The organism is Actinomycetota bacterium, from assembly GCA_040905475.1.
Classification (GTDB): domain Bacteria; phylum Actinomycetota; class AC-67; order AC-67; family AC-67; genus DATFGK01.
In genome coordinates, this window is record JBBDRM010000069.1 from 13,086 (window position 1) to 35,668 (window position 22,583).

At 67.8% G+C, this 22,583-nt stretch carries 22 protein-coding genes; 14 read left to right on the forward strand and 8 right to left on the reverse strand.

Going from position 1 to position 22,583, the window contains the following annotated elements:
* Positions 1 to 8 precede the first annotated feature (8 nt).
* From WEB06_06790 to WEB06_06815, 6 genes are all read right to left on the reverse strand, one after another.
* Positions 9 to 584, reverse strand: coding sequence for an RcpC/CpaB family pilus assembly protein (locus tag WEB06_06790; protein MEX2555319.1), 576 nt, complete (start codon positions 582 to 584; stop codon positions 9 to 11).
* 250 nt (positions 585 to 834) lie between these two features.
* Positions 835 to 1,635: a methyltransferase domain-containing protein gene (locus WEB06_06795; protein ID MEX2555320.1), complete on the reverse strand. Its 801-nt coding sequence runs from the start codon at positions 1,633 to 1,635 to the stop codon at positions 835 to 837.
* Positions 1,632 to 2,411: an SDR family NAD(P)-dependent oxidoreductase gene (locus WEB06_06800; protein ID MEX2555321.1), complete on the reverse strand. Its 780-nt coding sequence runs from the start codon at positions 2,409 to 2,411 to the stop codon at positions 1,632 to 1,634. The genes WEB06_06795 and WEB06_06800 overlap by 4 nt, the downstream gene beginning before the upstream one ends.
* A 59-nt stretch (positions 2,412 to 2,470) precedes the next feature.
* A complete protein-coding gene (locus WEB06_06805; GenBank protein ID MEX2555322.1) occupies positions 2,471 to 3,796 on the reverse strand; it encodes a lysyl oxidase family protein in 1,326 nt (441 codons plus the stop codon).
* A gap of 5 nt (positions 3,797 to 3,801) precedes the next feature.
* The gene (locus WEB06_06810; protein MEX2555323.1) at positions 3,802 to 4,626 is read right to left on the reverse strand and encodes an SDR family NAD(P)-dependent oxidoreductase; all 825 of its coding nucleotides are present in this window, start codon (positions 4,624 to 4,626) and stop codon (positions 3,802 to 3,804) included.
* Between the two features lie 5 nt (positions 4,627 to 4,631).
* Positions 4,632 to 6,371, reverse strand: coding sequence for a CoA-transferase (locus WEB06_06815; protein MEX2555324.1), 1,740 nt, complete (start codon positions 6,369 to 6,371; stop codon positions 4,632 to 4,634).
* A 141-nt stretch (positions 6,372 to 6,512) separates the two neighbouring features.
* Here WEB06_06815 and WEB06_06820 point away from each other — a divergent pair, with 141 nt between their 5' ends.
* The 14 genes from WEB06_06820 (at position 6,513) to WEB06_06885 (ending at position 19,881) form a co-directional block, all read left to right on the forward strand.
* Positions 6,513 to 7,211: a TetR/AcrR family transcriptional regulator gene (locus WEB06_06820; protein ID MEX2555325.1), complete on the forward strand. Its 699-nt coding sequence runs from the start codon at positions 6,513 to 6,515 to the stop codon at positions 7,209 to 7,211.
* A 14-nt stretch (positions 7,212 to 7,225) separates the two neighbouring features.
* Complete coding sequence (locus WEB06_06825; protein MEX2555326.1) at positions 7,226 to 8,308, forward strand: acyl-CoA dehydrogenase family protein; 1,083 nt, start codon at positions 7,226 to 7,228, stop codon at positions 8,306 to 8,308.
* A 2-nt stretch (positions 8,309 to 8,310) separates the two neighbouring features.
* The gene (locus tag WEB06_06830) at positions 8,311 to 8,676 is read left to right on the forward strand and encodes a cupin domain-containing protein (GenBank protein MEX2555327.1); all 366 of its coding nucleotides are present in this window, start codon (positions 8,311 to 8,313) and stop codon (positions 8,674 to 8,676) included.
* A gap of 257 nt (positions 8,677 to 8,933) precedes the next feature.
* Positions 8,934 to 10,103 (forward strand): amidohydrolase family protein, encoded by a 1,170-nt coding sequence (locus WEB06_06835; protein MEX2555328.1) that lies wholly within the window; start codon positions 8,934 to 8,936, stop codon positions 10,101 to 10,103.
* 50 nt (positions 10,104 to 10,153) lie between these two features.
* Positions 10,154 to 10,999 carry an LLM class F420-dependent oxidoreductase gene (locus tag WEB06_06840; GenBank protein ID MEX2555329.1) on the forward strand — a complete coding sequence of 282 codons (846 nt, stop codon included), beginning with the start codon at positions 10,154 to 10,156 and terminating at the stop codon, positions 10,997 to 10,999.
* Positions 11,000 to 11,157: 158 nt separating this feature from the next.
* Entirely contained in the window at positions 11,158 to 12,306 is a 1,149-nt protein-coding gene (locus WEB06_06845) for a Fic family protein (protein ID MEX2555330.1), read from the forward strand.
* 96 nt (positions 12,307 to 12,402) lie between these two features.
* Positions 12,403 to 13,557 (forward strand): lipid-transfer protein, encoded by a 1,155-nt coding sequence (locus tag WEB06_06850; GenBank protein MEX2555331.1) that lies wholly within the window; start codon positions 12,403 to 12,405, stop codon positions 13,555 to 13,557.
* Complete coding sequence (locus WEB06_06855) at positions 13,554 to 13,967, forward strand: Zn-ribbon domain-containing OB-fold protein (GenBank protein ID MEX2555332.1); 414 nt, start codon at positions 13,554 to 13,556, stop codon at positions 13,965 to 13,967. The genes WEB06_06850 and WEB06_06855 overlap by 4 nt, the downstream gene beginning before the upstream one ends.
* A gap of 13 nt (positions 13,968 to 13,980) precedes the next feature.
* Complete coding sequence (locus WEB06_06860; GenBank protein ID MEX2555333.1) at positions 13,981 to 14,808, forward strand: methyltransferase domain-containing protein; 828 nt, start codon at positions 13,981 to 13,983, stop codon at positions 14,806 to 14,808.
* Positions 14,805 to 16,877 (forward strand): acetate--CoA ligase family protein, encoded by a 2,073-nt coding sequence (locus WEB06_06865; GenBank protein MEX2555334.1) that lies wholly within the window; start codon positions 14,805 to 14,807, stop codon positions 16,875 to 16,877. Before WEB06_06860 ends, WEB06_06865 begins: the two co-directional genes overlap by 4 nt.
* Positions 16,878 to 17,002: 125 nt before the next feature.
* Complete coding sequence (locus tag WEB06_06870) at positions 17,003 to 18,190, forward strand: hypothetical protein (protein ID MEX2555335.1); 1,188 nt, start codon at positions 17,003 to 17,005, stop codon at positions 18,188 to 18,190.
* Positions 18,187 to 18,603, forward strand: coding sequence for an OB-fold domain-containing protein (locus tag WEB06_06875; GenBank protein MEX2555336.1), 417 nt, complete (start codon positions 18,187 to 18,189; stop codon positions 18,601 to 18,603). Before WEB06_06870 ends, WEB06_06875 begins: the two co-directional genes overlap by 4 nt.
* Positions 18,600 to 19,067 (forward strand): SRPBCC family protein, encoded by a 468-nt coding sequence (locus WEB06_06880; protein ID MEX2555337.1) that lies wholly within the window; start codon positions 18,600 to 18,602, stop codon positions 19,065 to 19,067. The genes WEB06_06875 and WEB06_06880 overlap by 4 nt, the downstream gene beginning before the upstream one ends.
* Positions 19,068 to 19,077: 10 nt before the next feature.
* The gene (locus WEB06_06885; protein MEX2555338.1) at positions 19,078 to 19,881 is read left to right on the forward strand and encodes an enoyl-CoA hydratase; all 804 of its coding nucleotides are present in this window, start codon (positions 19,078 to 19,080) and stop codon (positions 19,879 to 19,881) included.
* Here WEB06_06885 and WEB06_06890 read toward each other — a convergent pair.
* Both WEB06_06890 and WEB06_06895 read right to left on the reverse strand, forming a co-directional pair.
* A complete protein-coding gene (locus WEB06_06890) occupies positions 19,878 to 21,035 on the reverse strand; it encodes an NADH:flavin oxidoreductase (GenBank protein MEX2555339.1) in 1,158 nt (385 codons plus the stop codon). The genes WEB06_06885 and WEB06_06890 overlap by 4 nt on opposite strands.
* 9 nt (positions 21,036 to 21,044) lie before the next feature.
* On the reverse strand, positions 21,045 to 22,583 hold a 1,539-nt coding region (locus tag WEB06_06895; protein MEX2555340.1), incomplete at its 5' end, for a GMC family oxidoreductase.

Consider the following 22,583-nt stretch of genomic DNA (forward strand, 5'->3'; position numbering starts at 1 on the left):
AGCGTCCCTCACAGGAGGTTCTGGTACGAGCGGCCGGGCGTGACGACCGGTCGCTGATCCGGCGCGGTCAGGGCGACCCAGAGTGACTCGAACTTGGCGTAGAAGATGACCTTCTCGGCCTCGTTGACGTCGAGCGCGAGCAAGTAGGTCGCGGTGCCGGCCGTCCCCGCTGCCGGCGCGCGCACGTCGAGCACCTTGACGCCGGTGAGCACGAGCTTGGAGAGCGGGGTCTTCAGCTTCGTGTTCGGCTGGTCGGCGTCGGCGCCGTCCTTGATCGTGGCGTACAGGTTGATCGTGTCGCCCGGCTTCGCGTATCCCGCGAGCCCGGCGACCCCGGGCAGCTCGATGGCGACCGCCTGCTTGCCCTTCGGAACCGTGAACGTGGTCACGCCGGAAACCCCGGCGGGACCGACCTCGACGGTGCGAACGTTCGGGTCGGGCGTTACGGCCGTGGCGGGCTGTTGCTGCTGCGGGGTGGCGACCGCCTTATCGCTCGAGCGCAAGCCGAAGAAAGCGAGAGCCGCGCCGACGGCGAAGACCGCGACGCCGATGATCAGGATGTTGTTCGACTTGCGATTGTTCATGTCATCTCCCCGGCGAACTGGCGGCTGCGAACCGATGGTCGCCGGCTCGTAAACAGCCGCACGTCAGCGTGCTTACTGGACAGAACATCGGCAGAAGGACCGACCCATCAATAGTCCCGACGAGCTATTTCGCCGAGACAATCCGGGTCACTGTCGCGTAATTCCAGGTCAAAGGGTTTGTTCGCCCGACCGTGACTTTGGGATCGAGCCTCACGCCGGTGTCCGGTTGGAGCCGAAGTATCCGGGTGTCTTAGGGTTTGGTCCCGACGGTAAGCAAAACCTCGCGCGTGTCTTCGACCTGGTCACCGAACCGTTCCGCGAACGTCTTGCGGGCGCGCTCCTCGAACGAGGTCCACCCGCGGTCTCCGAGCATCCCGTGGACGAACCGCCCGAGCGCGCGCGTCCCCTGCTCTGCTACGTAGTCGTCCCGAGCCATCCGGAACCGATAGGCGCGCCGTTCGATCTTGATGCCTCTCAATCCCATGTCGTACAGGGTGTCCTTGAGCGTGTCGGCGGCGCCGAACCGGTCCCACCAGGGCGCCGCATCGGCGCGGGCCGAACGGAGCATCTCCCTGCCGACCGTCGCCTCGACCAGTGTGCGCCAGGTCCCTTGCAGCTCGTCCTCCTCCGTCGTCCAGGTGGAGGTCGCGAGGCGGCCGCTCGATCTCAGCACACGGAGGAGGTCGAACAGCGCCGTGTCGTAGCGCTTGAACTCCTGCAGGACGAAGTTCGCCGTGACGACGTCGAACGTGGCGTCGCGGAAAGGAAGCTGATTCGCCTCGGCGCCGGCGAGACGGAGACCCGGCCGGGCATGACGAGCGACGCCGAGCATCGCGGGCGCGATATCGACTCCGACCGCAAGCCCCTCCGACCCCACGGCCCGGGTCGCCGCGTCGACCGCCACGCCGGTACCGGTCCCGACGTCGAGGATCCGCGCGCCCGGCCCGGCCGCGGCGAGGGCGATGAGGTCGGCCGCCACGGCCGCGGTCAACGGCGCGCGGACGCGCTCGTAGATGTCGGCGACGCGGTCGTAACCCTTCCAGTCGGTCATTTGGTCGGGAGCTGGTCCTTGAACGCGCGGATGGTTCCGGCTTTGAACAGCGGAGGGAACAGTACCCGCGAGACGACGGCCTGACGCAGCCAGCGCGGGAGATAGGTCTCGAGCTTGTCTCGTTCGACGACGGTGATGACGTCGCGCGCGACCCGCTCTGCCGAGATCGGCTTCGGCGTCTTGCGCTGGTAGGGGTGCCCTCGGGCCGCGAAGAACTCGGTCGCGACCGGCCCGGGATTCACCATCGACACGCCGATGCCGCGCGGAGCGAGCTCGATCGCGAGGGCCTCGGTGAGCCCGGCGACCGCGAACTTCGAGGCGGAGTAGGCCGCCTCGAGCGGCGCGCCGATCCGTCCCGCGATCGAGGCCACGTTCACGATGTGCCCTCGTCCGCGCTCCAGCAGGCCGGGGAGGACCGCCTTCGTGGCGTAGACCGTGCCGAGGTAGTTGACCCGCATGAGCCGTTCGAAGGTCTCGACGTCGGTATCGGCGAATGCTCCGAATGCGCCGATGCCGGCGTTGTTGACGAGGATGTCGGCCGGCCCGAGCTCGGCGGTGAGCTTCGCGACGGCGCGTTCGGTCTGATCCCGGTCGGAGACGTCGGCCGACGCGACCGCGCCGCGGCCGCCGACCATTTCGAGGAGCGCACGGAGCTCATCTTCGGACCGGGATATGAGACCGACCTGAGCGCCCCGCTTCGCTGCGGCGCGTACGACCGCCTCCCCGATGCCGCGAGACGCGCCGGTGACGAACGCGATCGATCCTTCCCATCTCATGGAGGACCTCCTGGCCGACGGGCCACCCGGCCCGGCGCGGGAGGCATCCTACGCGGCGCTCAGGCCGGGCAGGGAGTCGCGGTGCCGGGCCCGAACGGGGTCGTGACCACGTCGCCGGTGAGCTGGATGATCGTGGACGAGCAATTGTCCGCGGCCGTCGTCTCCAGCACCGACGAGGTGGGGTTGGCCTTCTGGACGATCTCGTAGATCCCGTCGGGAACGTTCGTGATGTTGATGTACTGGTCGGCGAGGTTCCAGCCGTAGACGTCGGCCCACCCGACCGCGACGCCCTGCTCGACCCACATCTGGGGTCCGGCCGGGTCGAGCTCGTCGGGCACGATGCAATCGAAGGGGAACACGTGTGCGCGCGGGCCGTTGCCGGTCTCGCCCCAGTACTCGTCGAGCAACAGCACGTCGATGACGCAGAAGCCGACCTTCTTGCCGATGCTGATCGGGGTCTCCGACCGTCCGCCCTGCTCGCTCCACGGATACAGGATCGACTGGCCGAACCCCTTGTAGTGCAGGTGCGCGTGCACCTTGTGGAACTGGTAGGTCTCGTTCAGCGGCGTGTCGACGTACGACCCGTCGCTCGAGAAGATGCGCTGCACGATGATGTTGTCCTTGCCGCCGGGCGTCACGATGCCGGCGAGCCCGAAGCGAAGGATCAGCGGCCCCGTACCGACGTTCGCGATCGTCTGGTTGAAGCGCAGGCATCGCGTCGGATGGTCCGGGTTCTGCAGCGTCTCTTCCGCGTAGCAAGACAGCAGCGGGTTCTCCGGGAACGGCACCAGGTTGAGAGCGGACGACACGTGGAAGCCGTCGGGAGCCGTCGGCCGGAGGTTGGGCAGCAGCGCCTCGCCCTGCCCCGGCGGATCGAGGACGGGGACTTCGACCTGAACCAAGCCGCCGTACGGGACGGGGCCCGGCTCCGCGTCCGGGTTGAACGTGTTCGACGGGATCACGCGCGCCGTGTAGACGCCGTCGGCCAGGTTCGCGACGAACACGCTCTCGGCGTTGGAGTCGACCGCCGCGGACTGGGCGATGACCGTGCCGCTCGAGTCGAGCACCTGGAGGTCGAGATCGATCACGCCGTCGTAGACCCACTTGATCGCGAACTCGACGGCGCCCTTCGGATTTGCGGCCCAGTAGCCGGCGCCGAGGGCGACGGTCACCTTGAAGGTGTCGCACTCTGCGACGAGACACCGGAGCTCGGGAACCGGGCTGACGAGCAGCAGCGGGTTGATCTCGCCGCCGGGCGCCTCGCCCGCCCAGGTCAGGAGCGGCGTCCCAGGCGTCAAGGTGCCCTGGTCGGGAACCGCGGCCTGTGACGGGATGAGCCCGGCCGCCAGGACGGCGAGCGCGGCGAGAGCGGGACGGATCCTCATCGGAGTTACCTATTCTCCGGCTCGGCTGGTGGGTCCTGCCCCTCAGCGTTTCGGGCGAACGCCAAGAAGTAGTCGAGCAGCCCGTCCGTCCCGGCGCCGTGCAGCGTCATCCCGCCGTCGATCACGATGTTCTGGCCGGTCACGAACCGCGCCAGGTCCGAGCAGAGGAACACCACCACGTCGGCGATCTCCTCCGGCGTGCCGATGCGGGCCAGCGGGGTCTTGGCCACGAAGTGCTCCATCCGGTCGGGGAACATCTTCAGCGGCTCGGTGAGCTTGGTGTCGATCATCCCCGGCGAGACCGCGTTCACCCGGACCGTCGGCGCGTACTCCAACGCCGCGACCGCCGTCAGCGCGACGATCCCCGCCTTCGCCGACGCGTAGGGCGCCTCACCGGCCGACGGGCGCGTCCCCGAGATCGAGGCGGTGTTCACGATCGCTCCCCCGCCGGCCTCGACCATGAGCGGAGCGGCCGCGCGGATCCCGTTGAACACGCCGGTGAGATGCACGCCGATGATGTCGCCCCACGCCTCGGGCGTGTACATGTGCAACGGCCCGAAAAACGAGGTGCCGGCGTTGTTGAACATCACGTCGAGCCCGCCCATCGCCGTGGCGGCCCGAGAGACCACGCTCGCGACGGCTTCGGTGTCGCGTACGTCCGCGGTGAACGCGTGACCGTCGAGCTCTTTCGCAACCGCTTCGGCCGCGTCTGCGTCGATGTCGAGCACGCACACCTGCGCGCCTTCCTCTGTCATACGGCGCGCGGTCGCGCGTCCGATGCCCGATCCACCGCCGGTGATAAGCGCCTTGCGTCCCTCAAGAAGTCCCATGCGACTCAGCTCCTGAACCAGCCGTGCGGGTCGAAGATGCGGAGCGTCCGAAGCTCTTCTCTGGTCGGGGGAGATTCGACGCGAAGGTCTCGCGCGACGCGAAGGGCCCAGCCGCACCGCTCGCGACACTCGCGCGCGATCGCGTCGCGGTCCTCGCCGAACACGCCGGTCAGCACGAACTCGCCCTGGTCTTTCTCGTAGACACCCAGAGTCGATACCAGCGTCGTGACCCGCTCCCCCGGCCCGGTGATGTACGGCACCTTATCGAGCATCCGCTCTTTCGACTGCGCGACTGCGACCACGCTTTCGGTCGCGCACGTCGCGACGTCGTTCGCGCCGCCGGAGCCCATCAGCAGCTGCTCGCCGGGGATCTCGGTGGAGTTGATGTTGCCGAAGCGGTCGACCTGTGCGGCGCCGAGCGAGCCGACCGACCGGGCGTTCGCGCCGCCGATCACGATCGCGAGCGTCGTGTCGATGTCGGCGAGCATCGTGCAGGTGGGGAAGTTGCGCTGGTTGAACAGCATCGGCTCGCCGGGCCGGGGCCAGTATCCGACGAGCCCCATCTCCGCGACCAGATCAACGATCGTCCCCTCGGCCGCGAGGTCGTAGGCGGCGAGCCAGGCCGCGAGGTTGGCCATCCCCGCGCCGGCGAGCATCGCCGTGGCATCCGTTGCGCGGACCTTCTCCTTGAGCGCCCGCGAGGCGGCGACGATCGCCGTCTCGATCGCGTTCGGCGGCTCGTCGAGCTTGACCTCGGGCAGCAACGCTTCCAGGTCCTCGCGCCACGAGTCGGGCTGCGCGCGGCGTCGGAGCTCTTTGATCCGATCCGCGCCGAGGCGGTCGAGATAGCGCTCGTGCGTGTCGCAGTCGAGCACCCACTCCTTGATCCACGTGTCCATCTGCGCCGGGTCGCGCGAAGCGCGGCGGATGTCGACCCAGAAGTCGTAGTCCTCGCCGTACCCCTCGATGCCCTCGATGCCCGCCGGACGCATGCCGCCGGGATGGCCGCCGAGCGGCGCCTCGACGACGGCGCGAACCGCAGCGGCCGGGAGCCGGGTGAGGTGCGCGTGCTCGCGCACGAATGCGGCGTCGACGACCTTGTCGACGGTGACGATCGCACCCCGCCGGGCCGCGAGCGCGCCCGAGAGGTTCTCCATCAAGGGCGGTGAGACGAGCACGTTGCCCTGCGGGTCCGCGGCCGGCGCGTGGAAGATCGACACGTCGGGCACCAGCGCGCGGATCGCGAGCGTCCCATCGCCGAGATCCTTGATGAGCGCGGCATTGTCTTTTTGCATGCTCGAGCCGGCGAGCGAGCGAGTCGTCGCCCATCCGAGCCCGCGCGCGCCGGCGGCGAGCCGCTGCGCGAAGGTCAGGATCGACCAGTGCTCGAACTCGACGCCGTTCGACCACGCGCGCTGATAGACGGGGTTCGGGCCGGGAGTCAGATAGGAGTCGCCCGCCCAGGAGGTCACGATCTTGCGCGCAAGGCCCGCGTGCACGAGCGGCGCATAGCCGCTGGAGACCTGAACGGCCTGGAGCTCGAAGCCGGGGTCGGTGCCGTGGAAGCGGCGAAGCACCTCCCACACCGCGGCGCTGCCCCGCGTGTGCGTCATCCCGAGATGGAGCGCGTCGCCGGGCCGGACGGCGTCGGCGACCGCGTCGGCCAGCGAGCGGACCTTGTCCATGCTCGGCTCGGGCACGGCGAACCGCCGCTCGATCCACTCGCGGATCTCCGGGTCGGTCATGGCGGGAGAGTCTAGTGAGGAGAGCGCTCTGGACCGGAACCGGCTGGCCCGATTGGTCCGCTGGGTCTTCGCCTGTACCATGACGTGACCCATGCGTCACGTGACGGAAATGGCGTCAGGTGACACGGGGCGAGGGGGATCATGGCCAAGGGCTCGAGCAAGAAGATCGCCACCCGCAGCGCCGGTCCCACCAACGGCAGCCAGACCGGCCGCACCCGGGGCGAGGGAGCGGTCCGCGTCCTCGGCGAGCAGGGGGAACGGACGCGCCAGCGGCTCCTGGACGCTGCCAAGAAGGTCTTCCGCGAGCGCTCCTACCCCGAGACGCGCGTCGACGACATCACCCAGGAGGCCGGCACGAGCCACGGCGCCTTCTACCTCTACTTCTCGAACAAGGCCGAGGTTCTCGAGGCCCTCGCGATCGGCACCGCCGAGCGCATGTACGTGCTCGCCGACCAGCTCGAGGGGATCCAGAAGGGCGAAGCCGGCTACGAGCAGCTGCGCCGCTGGATGGAGTTCTTCATCGACAACTACGAGGAGAACTCGCCCGTCGTCGTCGCGTGGATGTCGGCCCGCCCCCAGGACGAGCGGTTCGACAAGCTCGGCCGCGAGGTGCTGGCGAAGTTCGCCGGCCGCATCGCCCAGGCGATCCGGCATTCCCGGAGCCAGGAGGGTCGCGACGGGATCCACGCGGGGATCGCCGCCGTCTCGCTCGTCGCGATGATCGAGCGCTTCTGTTACTACTGGCTCGTCCGCGGCGCCGACTTCAAACGGGCCGACGTCGCCGAGACGATGGCCGCGATCTGGCACCAAACGATCTTCGGCGCCTCACACCGCGACTGACGCCGGCACAGCCGATGGAGCTCGAGCTCTCCGACGAACAGCGGGCGCTTCGCGAAGCGGCGCGCGCGTTCCTCGAGCGGGAAGCGCCGGTCTCGTACGCCCGCGAGATGATGGACGACCCGCGCGGATGGCGCGACGACGTCTGGCGAAAGATGGCCGCGCTGGGCTGGATGGGCCTGCCGTTCCCCGAGGACGCCGGCGGAGTCGGCATGGGGTTCTCGGCGCTCGCGATCCTGCTCACCGAGATGGGTCGGGTCGTGCTGCCGGGCCCGTACTTCTCGACCGTCGTGCTCGCGGGCCACGCGGTGCTCGAGGCCGGATCCGAGGAACAGCGGAAGGAGTTGCTCCCGGCGATCGCGAGCGGCGAGATCACCTGGGCCGCGGCGCTGTCCGACACCGGCGTCGAGGCCCGGCCCGACGGCGATGCGTTCGTTCTGAACGGCGAGGCGCGCTACGTGCTCGACGGCGCGACCGCCGACCGGATCGTGGTCGAGGCAGGCGGCGAGCTGTTCGTGCCGGATGGCGCCGGCCTCTCGGCGACTCCCGTCGAGCTGATGGACTCCACCCGCAGGGTCGCGCACGTCCGCTTCGACGGCGCGCGGGCGGAGCGCCTCGGCGACGGTGATCACGGCGCGCTCGACCGCGTGCTCGACCGCGCGTACGTCGGGCTGTCCGCGGAGATGCTGGGCGGAGCGGAGCGGGTCGTCGAGCTCTCCGTCGAGTACGCGAAGCAGCGCGTGCAGTTCGACCGGCCGATCGGCTCCTTCCAGGCCGTCAAGCATCGCGCGGCCGACATGCTCCTCGACGTTGAATCGCTCCGGAACGCCGTCTCATTCGCGGCATGGGCGATCGAGCGCGGCCACCCGGACGCCTCGATCGCATCCTCGATGGCGAAGGCGTACGCATCGGACGCCTACCGGCGCGTCGCCTCGAGCGGGATCCAGGTGCACGGCGGGATCGGGTTCACCTGGGAGCACGACATGCACCTGTACTTCAAGCGCGCGAAGGCGTCGGAGGCGGCGTTCGGTTCCGCGGACTGGCACCGGGAACGGCTGGCGCGCCTGCTCGAGACGCGGTACGGATCGGGAGGCCACTGATTATGGAACACGTATCGAGAGTCATCCGGAAGGAAGATGCGGAGCTGCGCACGGCCGACGGCGTCGAGGTCGTCGTTGCGATCTCGAAGGAGACCGTCGGCTCGCCGACGCTGTGGTTCGGCAGTTTCGCTACCGAACCGGGCGTCAAGGTTCCGCCGCATTACCACACAGCCGACACGGGGGCCTATGTGGTCAGCGGGCGGGCAGCTTTCGAGATCGACGGGGAGCGGCACGAGGTGATCGCCGGGGAGTATCTCTACGTCCCGAAAGGTGTGGTCCACACGGAGGAGACCGTCGGGAACGAGACGGCGTTCGGCATCTTCGCCCGCGACGAGGCCGGCGGGGAGACCGTCTACCTCGAGCAGTAGGGCTCGCTCGACCCAGAGCGCGCCGCCAGTCCGGGAGCGGGTGGGAGGTCGGCCAGGGGCTCGATGCCTTTCTTGCGGCGCCAGCGGACACTGTGTGTACTCCTCCGCAGCAAGAACCGCGCCGCAGCGGGACCGGCTACGAGCGGGCGGGCGGCCACCATGGATCCGCGGCCAGGACTGACCTGACGCGCTTGTCAGGTCGGGGGGGTTCGGGTTTATGCTTGGCCCACGCCGCTGGAACCGCCAAGGGGGTCGCGATGGGTCGCAGGAAGTACGAGATCGTCTCCGCCGACGTTCATATCCTCGAACCGCCCGACATCTGGGAGAAGCACCTCCCCAAGAAGTACGCCGAGCACGCCCCGAAGCTCGTGAAGGACCACGAGGGCGGCGACGCGTGGCAGTTCTCGGTCGGCGCTCCCGATCCGATCGGCCTCGTCTCGACGCCGGGCCGCCGCTTCGAGGAGTTCAAGTGGTTCGGCGTCTCCTACGACGAGACGCGACCCGGCTGCTGGGACGGCAAGGAGCGCCTCCGCGACATGGACATCGACGGGATCGATGCGGAGATCATCTTCCCGCCGCAGCGCACGATGGGTCACTGGCTCTCGATGCCCGACGAGGAGATCTCGTTGGCCGGGATCGACGCCTACAACGAGTTCATCTTCGACGAGTTCGCCGCCGCGGACCCCGAGCGTCTCATCTCCTGCTACCAGATCCCGAACCTCGGCATCGATACCGCGCTCAAGTATCTCGACAAGGCCATCAAGAAGAAGGCGCACACGGTCGTCATCTCGTCGTGGCCGTCGGGTGGCGAGAACATCTCGCCGGAGGACGACGCGTTCTTCCAGGCCTGCGTCGACGCGAACATGCCGCTGAACATCCACATCTCGCTCATGAGCCGCGCGTCGGGCGTGAAGTCATACGAGTCGGGCCAGAAGGTGACCAGCGGCGTGAAGAAGGGCGGCGGCGCGGCGAACCAACGAGCGGTCGGCGCGATGTCGGGCGTGTTCACGCGGACGACGCCGGTCTTCACCGGCTTCCTGTTCTCCGGCGTGCTCGACCGGATCCCCGATCTGCAGATCGTCCTGACCGAGATCGGCGTCGGCTGGATCCCTCATTACCTGGAGCAGCTCGACGACCGCTACTGGCGGAACCGCGGCTGGGGCGAGATCACGATCAAGGAGCCCCCGAGCTACTACTGGCGCAAGAACTTCGCGGCCACGTTCATGATCGACTTCACAGGCGTGTACCAGCGGCACCTCGTCGGCGTGAAGAACATGATGTGGTCCACGGACTATCCGCACCACGGGAACGACTGGCCGTACTCGCGGATGCGGATCAACGAGCAGATGGTCGGCGTATCCGACGAGGACCGGTACGACATCCTCGCGGGCAACGCGGTCCGGATCTTCAAGCTCCCGGAGAAGTAGCGACGTCGGCGTCCCTGCGGTTCGGGCTGGGGACCATCCCGCTCGGCCAGATGGGGGTACGGCTCGGCGACTCGCCGGCCGAGACCGTCGTCGCCTTGGCTCGGGCCGCGGACGAGCTCGGCTTCGACTTCATCACCGCGCAGGATCACTCGGTCGCGCCGCGGCAGTGGGCCGCCGACGGCGGCGGGCAGACGTGGTACGAGCCGTTCGTGGTGCTGTCGTACGCGGCGGCGGTTACCTCGCGTGTGCGTCTGCTCACCGACGTGCTGATCGTGCCGTACCGCTCGCCGTTCCAGATCGCGAAGATCGCCGCCTCACTGGACCAGCTGTCGGGAGGGCGGCTGATCCTCGGCGTGGGGTCGGGCTATCTCGAGGAGGAGTTCAACATCCTCGGTGCGTCGTTCGCCGAGCGCGGCGCGGTCACCGACGAGTCGCTCGAGGTCCTGAAGCGCTGCTGGGCCGAGGAGTGGCTCGACGTCTCGACGCCGCACTTCGAGGCGAACGACGTCTCGATCTCACCCCGGCCGCTCCAGTCGCCCCGGCCGCCGATCTGGGTCGGCGGGAACTCGTGGCGGGCGCTCCGAAGGGCCGTCGAGCACGGAGACGGATGGACGCCGTTCTTTCGCGAGGATCCCGAGCGCGTGCGGGAAGGTGTGCGCCGGGCGCGGGACGACTACGGCTTGGCCTTCGATCGCACGTTCGACATCGCCGTGCCGATCCGCCGGGGGTTACACAACGTGGACGGCTCGGTGAACGTGAACTCCGCTCGGCGCCAAGCCGACGCGATGCACGAGGCCGGCGCCACGCACATCAAGGTCGGGTTCAAGGCTTCTACGCCGGACGAGTACGTGTCGAAGATGGAGACGTTCGCGCGCGGCGTGATCGACCGCTCCTAGAGCGACCGCCAGTATCGGACAAATCAGACACTTAAGCTTAGCCGCGCTTCGTTTTCACTGCGGGATCAAGTGATAAGCCACGTGCACCTAAGTTTCCAGGAGAGATAAGGATGCTGTGATATCCTTATGACTCGTGAAAACGAGTCAAAGGGACAGATATGAGCACCAGAGCAGGCAGGTACGAAAAGCAAAGTGGAGGCTATCAGGCATTCTTACCCGAGTTACTTCCGCCGAAGGACCTCGAGGTAGACGAGCAACTTCAAGATCTTCACTCAAAGGCGGACCAAGCGATTGGTCGCCTCGATGGGGCCGTCGCGATCCTTCCCGACGCTGATCTGTTCGTCGCCATGTATGTCCGCAGAGAGGCCGTTCTCTCGAGCCAAATCGAAGGGACTCACGCCTCGATGATGGACATCCTCGAGTACGAGGCTGCACAGGAACAAGCAGCAACGTCGGTCGACGTTCGGGAAATCTGGAACTACATCAAAGCCATGCGCCACGGTCTCGAGCGCCTCCCGGCCCTGCCCCTGTCACGTCGACTCCTGTGCGAGGTCCACAAGGTCTTGATGGATGGTGTACGCGGTGGGGAGCCTCACAAGACACCTGGCGAGGTGCGAAAGACACAGAACTGGATCGGCGGCGCTTCGCCTGCAACCGCGCGCTTCGTGCCGCCGCCTCCCGACGTTGTGGGACCTGCCTTCGCCGACCTTGAACGTTATCTCCATGAGAGGCCCGGAACGCACCTACTCAAAGCAGGGATCGCTCACGCGCAGTTCGAAACGATCCATCCATTCCTCGACGGCAACGGTCGAACAGGACGCCTGCTTATCACTTTTTGGTTAGTCGAACAGGGTGTCCTACAGCGGCCGCTTCTGTATCCCTCGCTGTTCTTCAAACAGCACAAGGACGAGTATGTCGATCGCCTTCAGGCGATCCGTGATGAGGGCGCGTGGGAGGATTGGTTGAAGTTCTTCCTCGATGGCATGGCGCAGACCGCCGTCGAGGCAACAGACACGGCCATGCATATCCTCCAACTGCGAGATGAACACCGGGTTCTGATCTCATCTCGTCTTGGACGGAGAGCCCACAACGGCCTGGAGCTCCTCGACCTTCTGCTCGGTCAGCCCACCGTGACCGCCCGGATCGTGCAGAAGCGCTTGAAGGTGTCACAGCCGACCGCTTCGGCACTCGTCGCCGATCTGGCCGAGTGCGGAATCCTGCACGAAATGACCGGACGCAAGAAGTGGCGAGTCTTCTCCTACACGAAGTATCTGGCACTCTTCTCCGGTTATCAGAGTAGGACATAACCAGGGAACACAAACTTCAAGGACCCACTCGGTCCTCGGTTGACACGCGCGTCAGGTCACCGGGACACTTAACCTTCTGCCGATCGGGGAGGCCCTCTGAACGACTATCCGCGCGACGCCGCAGCCATCGTGGGCGTCGGGCACACCGAGTTCTCGAAGAACATCGGGCGGCCCGAGCGGACGATCGCGCTCGAGGCCATCAAGATGGCGCTCGACGACGCCGGCCTGACCGCGAAAGACGTCGACGGCCTGGTCAAGTTCTCGCTCGAGAACACCATGGAGGTCGAGATCGTCCGGAACCTCGGCATCCCGAACCTCTCGTTCTTCGGGGACGTCGGTTACGGCGGCGGCGCGGGCTGCGGCGCGGTCGGGCACGCGGCGATGGCGATCGCGACCGGCGTGGCGGAGACCGTCGTCGTCTGGCGTGCCCGGAATCGCGGATCCGGCGGGCGGCCGTGGGCGACGCGACCCACGAACAAGCAGCCCGGCGAGATGCAGTGGTTCCTGCCGTTCGGCCTGTCGCGTCCGGTGGATCAGATCGCGATGCTGACGCGCCGCCACATGATCGAATACGGCACCACCCAGGAGCACCTCGGCCATGTGGCGACGTCGGTCCGCGAGCACGCGACCCGGAACCCGAACGCCATGATGCGCAAGCCGATGACAATGGATGACTACCTGGCCGCGCGCTGGGTGTCCGAACCGCTGCGCCTCTTCGACTGCTGCCTCGAGTCGGACGGCGCGCTCGCGTTCGTGCTGACCACGCCCGAGCGGGCCGCGGCGCTGAAGCAGCCGGCCGTGTTGGTGCGGGCGGCGTCGCAAGGGATCGGGCCCGACCACCTCGTGATGGCGAACTACTTCACGGCGAACCCGCTTGACACGCCGGCCCGGTACGCAGCGCAGGAGCTGTGGCGGCTCGCCGGGATGGGGCCCGACGAGATCGACTGCGCCCAGTTCTACGACGCGTTCTCGCCGCTGATCGTGATCTCGCTCGAAGAGTACGGCTTCTGCAAGCCCGGCGAGGGTGGGCCGTTCGCGGCCGAAGGCAATCTGAAGCTGGGCGGTGCGTTGCCCTCGAACACCAGCGGCTCGTCGCTGTCCGAGGCGTACGTTCACGGGATGAACCTGATCCTCGAGGGCGTGCGCCAGCTGCGCGGCACGTCGACGTCGCAGGTCGAAAACTGCGAGAACGTGCTCGTCACGAGCGGCAACGGTGTGCCGACGTCGTCGCTGGTATTGAGGAAGCCTTGAGTTCCCAGCCGCTCCGTCCCGTGCCGGGCCCCGACGATGCCTCGGAGCCCTTCTGGGAAGCGTGCGCGCGGCACGTGCTCTTGCTGCAGGCGTGCGGGGGATGCGGCACGCTGCGGTTCCCACCGCGCCCCATGTGTCCCCGGTGCAACTCGTTCGAGCAGGCGTGGGTGCCGGCTTCGGGTCGTGGACGGGTCTGGTCCTGGGTGATCGCCCACCCGCCCGTGCTCCCGGCGTTCGCCGACCGCGCGCCGTACAACGTGATCGTCGTCGAGCTCGACGAAGGGGTGCGGATGATCGGCAACTTGCTCGAAACGCCGAACGAGGAGATCGCCGAGGGCATGCCCATAGAGGTCGCGTGGGAGGACGTCGAGGACGGCGTTAGCCTTCCGCAATGGAGACCGACTCAGTGAAGGGGTGCCGACGATGACCGACGACGCGACGAGGGATAGCCTCAAGATCTGGGATGCGCTCGCACCCGCTTACGAGCAGTACCGCGTGTTCATGAAGGTGACCGAGAATCCCGTCACCGAGCGGATGATCGCCGCGATGGAAGCCAAGCCCGGCGACACCATCCTCGAGCTCACCGCCGGGCCTGGGGAACTCGGCCTGACGCTCGCCGAGGACCGGCCAGACGTAAACGTGATCATCAGCGACTTCGCGCCGAGCATGGTCTCGATCGCCGAAACCAACACCAAGGAGCGTCGGGTGTCGAACGTCGAGACGCGCGTCATCGACGCGCAAGCGATCGACCTCCCCGACGCGTCCGTGGACGGAGTGCTGTCGCGCTACGGCCTGATGCTCGTCCCGGACGTGGCAAAGGCGTTCGCGGAGATCCGGCGCGTCCTCAAGCCGGGCCGCACGCTGGCGTACGCGGTGTGGGGTCCCTTGGAGACGAACCCGTGGATGATGATGCTCGGCGCGGTCCTGATGCAGCGCGGGCACTTCACGCCTCCTCCCGGCGGGGGGTTCTTCCCGCTGACCAAGGAGGAGGACAACAAAGCCGCCGCGTCGGCGGCCGGCTTCGCGCACGTAGAGGTCGAGACGATCGACCATCCCCACGAGCATCCGAGCTTCGAGAGCTACTGGGAACTCTCCACAGGTTGCTCGGGACCTCTGGTGCCGATCGTCGAGAGCCTCTCCGAAGATGAGCGCAAGGCCGTGCGCGCTCAGATCGAGGAATACACCGCGTCGTTCCGTTCCGGCAATGGGATGAGTTTCCCGTCCCGGCGACTCTTCGTGCGAGCGTCGTGACGGCCGGGCTCGATCGCTTCTTCCACCCGCGCACGATCGCGGTGATCGGCGCGACCGACGACAAGCGCAAGCCCGGCTACGCGCTGCTCATGAAGGTCAAGGCCCGCGCCGATCGCGACGGCGCCACCGTTTACGGAGTGAACCCGCGCCTCACCGACATAGACGGGATCGCGTGCTACCCCACGCTCGAGGAGGTCCCTGCCGACATCGACGTCGCCGTGATCATGATCGGCGACGCCGAGAAGGGCCTCCGCGACGCCGTCGCCAAGAAGGCGCGCTTCGCGGTGATCTTCACTGCCGGCTTCCGCGAGGTCGGCGCCGAGGGCGCGAAGCGCGAGGAGGAGCTCGCCAAGATCGCACGCGACGGCGGGGTGCGACTCTTCGGCCCCAACACGAACGTCAACGCGTTCGAGATGTTCCCCGAGACCGACGGGAAGAAGCTCGCGCTGATCACGCAGTCGGGTCACCAGGGTCGGCCGATCGCGCAAGGCGTCGAGCTCGGCATCGGCGTGAAGTACTGGGCACCGACCGGGAACGAGGCCGACCTCGAGTCGGCCGACTTCATCGAGTACTTCGTCGACCTGCCCGACGTCGCCGTGGTCTCCGCGTATATCGAGGGATTCAAGTCGATCCCCCGCCTCAAGGCCGCGGCCGAGAAGGCCGCGCGCGCCGGCAAGCCGATCGTGCTCGTGAAGATCGGGCGGACCGAGGCCGGGCAGCGGATGGCGATGGCGCACACCGGGCACCTGACCGGATCGGACGATGTGATGAGCGCCTTCTTCCGTCAGTACGGGATGGTGCGGGTGGACGACCTCGACGAGCTGCTCGAGACCTCGGCTCTGTTCACGCGGCTCCCGCGTCCGAACGGCGAGGGCTTGTGCGTCTACGCGATCTCCGGCGGGACGGGAGCGCACATGGCCGACCTCTGCGCATGGGGCGGGCTGACGCTTCCAACGCTGACGGAGGGATCGCAGCAGAAGCTCCGCGAGGCGATTCCCGACTATCTCACGGTGTCGAACCCGGTCGACAACGGGGCGCAGGTCGTTCGGAAGGGCGGGCTGAACAAGCAGTGCATCGACATCTGCCTCGACGACCCGAACGTCGACATCCTCGTCTGTCCGATCACCGGGATCCTGCCATCGATGTCGAAGGTCGTCGCCGGCGACATCGTCGACGCGTACAAAGAAGCGAAGAAGCCGGTCATCGTGATCTGGGGTTCGCCGGTGACCGACGAGGAGGGCTATCGGATCCTCGTCGATGGCGGCGTCCCGATGTTCCGCTCGTTCCGCTCCTTCGTGGTCGGCCTGCGCCGGTACCTGGACTACTGGAAGTTCCTCTCGACCTTCGAGGAGCGCGTCGCGCCGGCGCCGCGAGTGCCGAGCGGCTTCGAGACGATGCTCGCCGGTTCGGGGGCGCTGTCCGAGTACGACTCGGCGTCGCTCGCCGCGCAGTTCGGCGTTCCGTTCGCGCGATCGGCCTTGTGCGAGACCGAGGAGAAGGCGGTCGACGCGGCTTCGAAGCTCGGCGGGCGCGTCGTGATGAAGGCGTGTGGGTCCGGGATCCTGCACAAGTCCGACGCGGGACTCGTTCGCATCGGCGTGACCGACCCAGCGGCGACCTTCCGTGAGCTCGACGCGGCCGGACGGGAGCACGCCGGCGACGCCGGCTACGACGGCGTGCTCGTGCAGGAGCTCGCGGACGACGGCGAAGAGGTGATCGTCGGGTTCACGAACGATCCCCTGTTCGGGCCGGTCGTCCTGTTCGGGCTCGGCGGGATCTTCGTCGAGGTCTTGAAAGATTTCGCGCTCCGCGTCGCCCCGCTGACCCGGCGCGACGCCGAAGAGATGATCCGCGAGGTCAAAGGCTTCCCGCTGCTCGACGGCGCACGCGGCCGCCCGAAAGCCGACGTCGACGCGCTCGCCGACCTGCTCATGAAGGTGTCGCAGATGGCGTGCGAGGTCGGCGGCCGGGTCTCCGAACTGGACCTGAACCCGGTGCGGGTCCGGCCTGCCGGGCAAGGCGTTATCGCACTCGACGCCCTGGTGGTGCGTGCTCTCGGGAGCGTCTGACGTGTCAGACATGTCTGACGTGTTTCAGAAACCCTTGCGAACACATCGCCTCCTCCCGATGTGACAGTTGTGACTGCCGTGACTGTCACCTGCGGGAAGAGGGTTCGCTCCCCGGGTGAACCGGCGTGAACGCGACGATCGTCGGGATCGGCGAGACCCGATACACGAAGTGGGGCGGGATCTCGGATCAGAGCGAGTTCTCGCTCGCGTGCGAGGCGATCCTCAAGGCCCTCGACGACGCCGGGCTGACGGCCGACGATGTCGACGGCCTCGCAAGCTTCGCAGGGGATCGCAACGAGGCGATCCTCGTCGCGCAGGCACTCGGCATCCCCGAGCTGCGATTCGCCGACATGGTCTGGCTCCCCGGCGGCGGCGGCGCTCCGGCAAGCGTCGGCCACGCGGCGCTCGCGATCGAATCCAAACGTGCCGAGGTGGTCGTCGCCTACCGCTCGCTGTGTCAGGGGCAGTTCGTCCGCTTCGGCGCCGGGCCCGAGCAGGTCTGGCCGAAGGTCGAGCGCGGTTTCCTAGTCGCGCGCGATCTGGTCGAGGCCGAGTTCGGCTGGATGGTGCCGTACGGCGTCTACAACGCGACGACCGGCATGGCGATGATCGTCCGCCGGCACATGCACCTCTACGGGACGACGACCGAGCAGATGGGCCTCGTCGCGGTGCAGACGCGCGCGCACGCGAACCGCAACCCGCGGGCCGTGATGCACGGCCGCCCGATGACGCTCGAGGACCATGCCTCCTCGCCGATGGTCGCCGACCCGCTGCGCCGGTTCGACTGCTGCCTCGAGTCAGACGGCGCCGCGGCGGTGGTCGTCACGACGACCGAGCGCGCGCGGAACGCAAAGTCGAAGCCCGTCGAGCTGCTCGGGTACGAGGAGGCGGTCGGTCCTCGCTACGGCTACGCCGGGTTCGCGAACCACAACATGCCGGAGGAGGACTACACGACCGGCGGCGGCACCCGCGTCGCGAGCAGACTGTGGGAGTCGACCGGCGTGAACCCAAGCGACGTCGACGTCGCGCAGATCTACGACCACTACACGGGGATGGTGCTCATCGCGTTCGAGGACTTCGCCTTCTGCGAGCGCGGCGAGGGCGGCCCGTTCGCCGAAGATGGCTCGCTGCCTTTCAACACCGCCGGCGGGTCGTTGTCCGAGGCGTACGTGCACGGCCTCAACCATGTGGTCGAGGGGGTGCGCCAGCTCCGTGGAGAATCCACGAGCCAGGTCGACGGCGCCGAGCTCTGTCTGGTGACCGGCGCCGCAGGCGTCCCGGGCAGCGCGCTGTTGCTGGGGCGGACGCGATGACCTACTTCCCCGACGGGATGATCCCGCCGCCGGTCTCGCTCGACACGGCGCCGTTCTGGGATGCGGCGAAGGAGCACCGGTTGGTGCTGCAGCGCTGCAGTACCTGCGAGCGCTTCCAGCATCCGCCGGGCCCGGTGTGCCATCGGTGCCGCGGCTCGAACCTCGCCTGGCGCGACGTCGAAGGACGCGGAACCGTCTACACCTACACCTGGGTGCACAAGGCGTTCGTGCCGGCCCTGCAAAAGCAGCTCCCGTACGCCGTCGCGGTGATCGAGCTCCCCGGCGCGGAGAAGACCCGATTCGTCTCCAACGTCGTCGAGGTGACACCGGACACGCTGACCGTCGGCCTGCCGGTCGAACTGGTCTGGGACGACTACGCCGAGCTATCCGTGCCACGCTTCAAGCCGGTATGAGGGAGCACCGGTTCACGCTCGACATCCCGCACCCGCCCGAGCGGGTCTGGCGGCTCTTCCAGCGCTACGACCTGTGGACGCAGTACGCGCCGATGGTGATCGGGGTCGAGGTCGTCCACCCCGGCGACGCGAACGGCAACGGGCTCCTGCGGCGCGTGATCTACAAGATGCCGTTCGGCCGCAAGGGGGCGGCGCTCGAGCTCGTCACCGACGTCGAGCCCGACCGCGGCTACACCTACACGATGCTCTCGAAGAAGCCGGGCAACGATCAGACCGGACGGGTGCGGCTCGACCCGGTCGGCGCGAACGCGACCCGACTGCATTTCGAGGAGCGCTACAACCTGACGAGCCCGGTCTTCAAGCACTTCGAGGCGCAGATCTACCGCTTCATCAACAAGCAGAACGAAACGTCGATGCGCCGGGCGTCCGCGTTCCTGACGGCGCACCCCGACCTCGAACTGTAGAGTCCCGCCCATGTCGTTCGTGAACATCGAGAAGCCGCGCGAGGGCGTCACGCTCGTCACGCTCAACCGGCCCGAGCGTATGAACGCGATGGCGTTCGACGTGATGATCCCGTTCCGCGAGGCGCTCGAGGCGGTCGCGGTCGACAACGAGACCCGCGTGGTCGTGGTGACCGGCGCCGGAGACGCGTTCTGTGCGGGTGCGGATCTGGAAGACCCGGGGATGGTGCCGAACATCGACGGGTTGACCGTCACGTCGATCGCGCGCCGGGCGCTGGGGCTCCTCGACGACGTGATCCTCGCGGTTCGGAAGATGCACCAGCCGGTGATCGCCGCCGTGAACGGACCCGCGATCGGCGGCGGATTCTGCCTCGCGCTCGCGTGCGACATCCGGCTCGGCTCGGAGCGCGCGTTCTTCCGCGCGGCCGGGATCAACAACGGCCTGACCGCGAGCGAGCTCGGGATCAGCTACCTGCTGCCGCGCGCGATCGGCGCGAGCCGCGCGTTCGACATCATGCTCACCGGGCGAGACGTGGACGCCGAGGAAGCCAACCGCATCGGACTGCTCTCCAACGTTTACGCGCGCGAGCACCTGCTCGACCGCGCATACGCGCTCGCCGAGCGGATCATGGGCTTCAGCCGCGTCGGGACCGAGATCACCAAGCGCATGCTGTGGTCGAGCATGGAGACCGGCAGCCTCCAAGCGCACATGGATCATGAGGGCATCGCGCAGCTCTACGTCCGGATGACCACGCAGAACTTCGAGGAGTCGATCCGGGCCCGGAAAGAGAAGCGCCCGCCGATCTTCCGCGACTAACCGTCCAGCAAGCAACGCGTGCCCGTGTAGATCGTCGGCACGCACTTGTTGCAGTGATCGCAGCGCGACTCGCTTCGAGTCCCCGACCGCATCTCGTTGACCAGCCCCGGGTCGGCGAGCAGCGCGCGTGCCATCGCGACGAACGCGTAGCCCTCGTCGAGCGCCCAGCGGATCGTCTCGAGCTTGTTGATGCCGCCGAGCAGGATGATCGGGAGGTCGAGCTGCTCCTTGAAGCGGCGCGCGAGCGGCGACCAGTACGCCTCCTCGAACGGGTACGTCTTGAAGAACCGGCGGCCGACGATCTTGAAGCCGAGCCGCATCGGCGGCGGAAGCGTCGCACCGAACTCCTTCAAGGGGACACCGCCCCGGAACAGGTACATCGGATTCGCGAGCGACGACCCGCCGGTCAACTCCAGCGCGTCGAGGGTTCCGTCGGCCTGGAGCATCTTCGCGAACGCGAGCGACTCCTCGGGCCCGAAGCCGCCGCGCACGCCGTCGTCCATGTTGAGCTTGGCGGTGACCGCTACACCAGTACCGACCGCCGCTCGCACGGCGCGCACGACCGCGCGTGGGAACCGCGATCGGTTCTCGAGCGACCCTCCGTGCGCGTCGGTCCTCTTGTTCAGCTTGAGACTCAGGAACGAGCTGAGGAGATAGTTGTGGCCGAGGTGCACCTCGACCGCGTCGAACCCGGCTTCGGACAGGATCCTCGCGCCACGCGCGAAGTCGTCGCCGACCCGCACGAAGTCCGCGTCGGTCATCGCGCGGGTGCGGCGCAGGATCGGCGTCATGAACCGAGACGGCGCGAGTGCCGGGCTCTTCGTTCCGTCGGGATTCGCGACCGGCCCGGCGTGGCCGATCTGCGCGCAGGCCGCGGCGCCCTCGGCGTGGATGGCGTCGGTGAGCTTGCGCAGACCTTCCAGCGCCTCCGTTCGCAGGACGATCTGGTGTCCGTCGGTACTGCCCTCGCGCGACACCGAGCAGTACGCGACCGTCGACATACCCACGCCACCGGCCGCGACTTCTCGATGGAAGGCGATCAGCTCGTCGGTGACGAGACGGTGAGGGGTTACGCCTTCGAACGTCGCGGCCTTGATGATGCGGTTGCGCAGCGTGATGGGACCGAGCTTCGCAGGAGCGAACGGATCGATCACGCGCGGATTCTAGGCCGTGTCGCCTTCCCGGGCCCGCCGGCGCAGCGTCGACGCCAAGGCGCCCGCCGTCGCGATCAGCGCACCGCCCGCCGCGGCTTCCGATCCGGCTCCGGTCGCCGGCAGCTCGTCCGGACGCGTCACCTTCACGCCGCCCGCCTGCGAGCCCGAGACCGCTACCAGGGCACGCGCGTTACGCAGCGCCGTCGCCATGATCGTGAGCGTCGGGTTGTGCGAGCCCGAGCTGACGAACACCGAGCCGTCCGCAACCAGCACGTTGTCGAGCCCGTGCACGCGGCCGTGCGCGTTCGTCACGCCCTTGGTGGGATCGGTCGACATCCGCATCCCGCCCATCACGTGATAGTTCGAAGGCACGTCGCCTCCCCCGCCGACCGGGAACGCGTCCGAGGACATCGTCGGGACCGCCGCCGTCACGTCGGCGCCGGCGGCCTTGAGCAACGCCATGATCAGCGGGATGTAGAAGCGCTGGGCGATTATCTCGTGGTTGTGCGGGTGATAGGTGACGCGGGCGACCGGCAAGCCGCGGAAATCCTTCAGCGTGGGGTCGAGGTCGACGACGTTCGTCCATTGAGAAAGGTCCTCGCCCACCATCTCGATCCCCATCAGACGGTCGCGGAGCAGGCTCGCGCGCATCAGCTGCTTGAACGGCCGGCCGAACCCCTTGCCGGGCGACAGCAGCGGCATCAGCCCGCGATAAGTGTTGGCCTCCGAGATCGGGTCCTGGGTTCCCCCGAGCTCGAGCACGCCGCCGCGGAAGTACGGAAGCCCCGACGCCTGTGCGACGAGCCGCGCGCCGGGGAAGTCGGGATCGGAGAAGTCGTCCACCGCGTGCGACGTCGAGCGGCCGCGCCATGCGTGGTAGCGCTCCTTCAGCGATGCGCCGAACCCCGAGGTGAACCAGTGGAACATCATGAACCGGCCGATCAGCTTGCTCGGATCCGGGAACGCGGACAACAGCCCCAGCCGCGCGCTCTCGATCGCCGAGCCGGCGAGCACGACCACGTCCGCGGACTCGGTCCGCCGTCGCCCGGCCGCGTCGATCGTCGTGACGCCCGTGGCTCGCTTCCCGTCGTGCACGATCCGCTCGACGAACGTGTTCGCGCGCAGCTCGGCGCCGGCGATGAGCGCGCGACGCAGGGGTGCGAGCGCCCCGACCCGCGCGTGGATCGGGCAACCGTAGCGCGAGCAGAACCCACAGTTGTTGCACGCCGGCCGGCCGTCGTAGGTTCGCGAGTTGATCGCCATCGGCACCGGATACGGGTGGAGCCCGAGCAACGAGGCGCCCTGCGAGAGCAGCATGGACGAGTACTGCGCCGGGCCCGGCGGCATCACGAACTGATGCGCTCGCGGCGCGTGCCGCTTCAAAAGGTCCGGTAACGCGTCGACGTCGCCGGCGACGCCGATGAGGCGCTCGATCTCGTCGTAGAACGGCGCGATCTCCGCGTAGTCGAAGGGCCAATCCTGGACGTCGGCCTCGTCGACCGGCCCGAGCATGGACAGCTTCGAGAAGTCGATGTCCCAGAACCGCGG

Coding starts and splice junctions, on each gene's coding strand:
- WEB06_06790 (MEX2555319.1), bottom strand. CDS start 584: ATGAACAATCGCAAGTCGAACAACATCCTGATCATCGGCGTCGCGGTC.
- WEB06_06820 (MEX2555325.1), top strand. CDS start 6,513: ATGGCCAAGGGCTCGAGCAAGAAGATCGCCACCCGCAGCGCCGGTCCC.
- WEB06_06885 (MEX2555338.1), top strand. CDS start 19,078: ATGTCGTTCGTGAACATCGAGAAGCCGCGCGAGGGCGTCACGCTCGTC.
- WEB06_06810 (MEX2555323.1), bottom strand. CDS start 4,626: ATGGGACTTCTTGAGGGACGCAAGGCGCTTATCACCGGCGGTGGATCG.
- WEB06_06825 (MEX2555326.1), top strand. CDS start 7,226: ATGGAGCTCGAGCTCTCCGACGAACAGCGGGCGCTTCGCGAAGCGGCG.
- WEB06_06845 (MEX2555330.1), top strand. CDS start 11,158: ATGAGCACCAGAGCAGGCAGGTACGAAAAGCAAAGTGGAGGCTATCAG.
- WEB06_06815 (MEX2555324.1), bottom strand. CDS start 6,371: ATGACCGACCCGGAGATCCGCGAGTGGATCGAGCGGCGGTTCGCCGTG.
- WEB06_06800 (MEX2555321.1), bottom strand. CDS start 2,411: ATGAGATGGGAAGGATCGATCGCGTTCGTCACCGGCGCGTCTCGCGGC.
- WEB06_06875 (MEX2555336.1), top strand. CDS start 18,187: ATGACCTACTTCCCCGACGGGATGATCCCGCCGCCGGTCTCGCTCGAC.
- WEB06_06860 (MEX2555333.1), top strand. CDS start 13,981: ATGACCGACGACGCGACGAGGGATAGCCTCAAGATCTGGGATGCGCTC.
- WEB06_06795 (MEX2555320.1), bottom strand. CDS start 1,635: ATGACCGACTGGAAGGGTTACGACCGCGTCGCCGACATCTACGAGCGC.
- WEB06_06805 (MEX2555322.1), bottom strand. CDS start 3,796: ATGAGGATCCGTCCCGCTCTCGCCGCGCTCGCCGTCCTGGCGGCCGGG.
- WEB06_06880 (MEX2555337.1), top strand. CDS start 18,600: ATGAGGGAGCACCGGTTCACGCTCGACATCCCGCACCCGCCCGAGCGG.
- WEB06_06830 (MEX2555327.1), top strand. CDS start 8,311: ATGGAACACGTATCGAGAGTCATCCGGAAGGAAGATGCGGAGCTGCGC.
- WEB06_06835 (MEX2555328.1), top strand. CDS start 8,934: ATGGGTCGCAGGAAGTACGAGATCGTCTCCGCCGACGTTCATATCCTC.
- WEB06_06840 (MEX2555329.1), top strand. CDS start 10,154: ATGGGGGTACGGCTCGGCGACTCGCCGGCCGAGACCGTCGTCGCCTTG.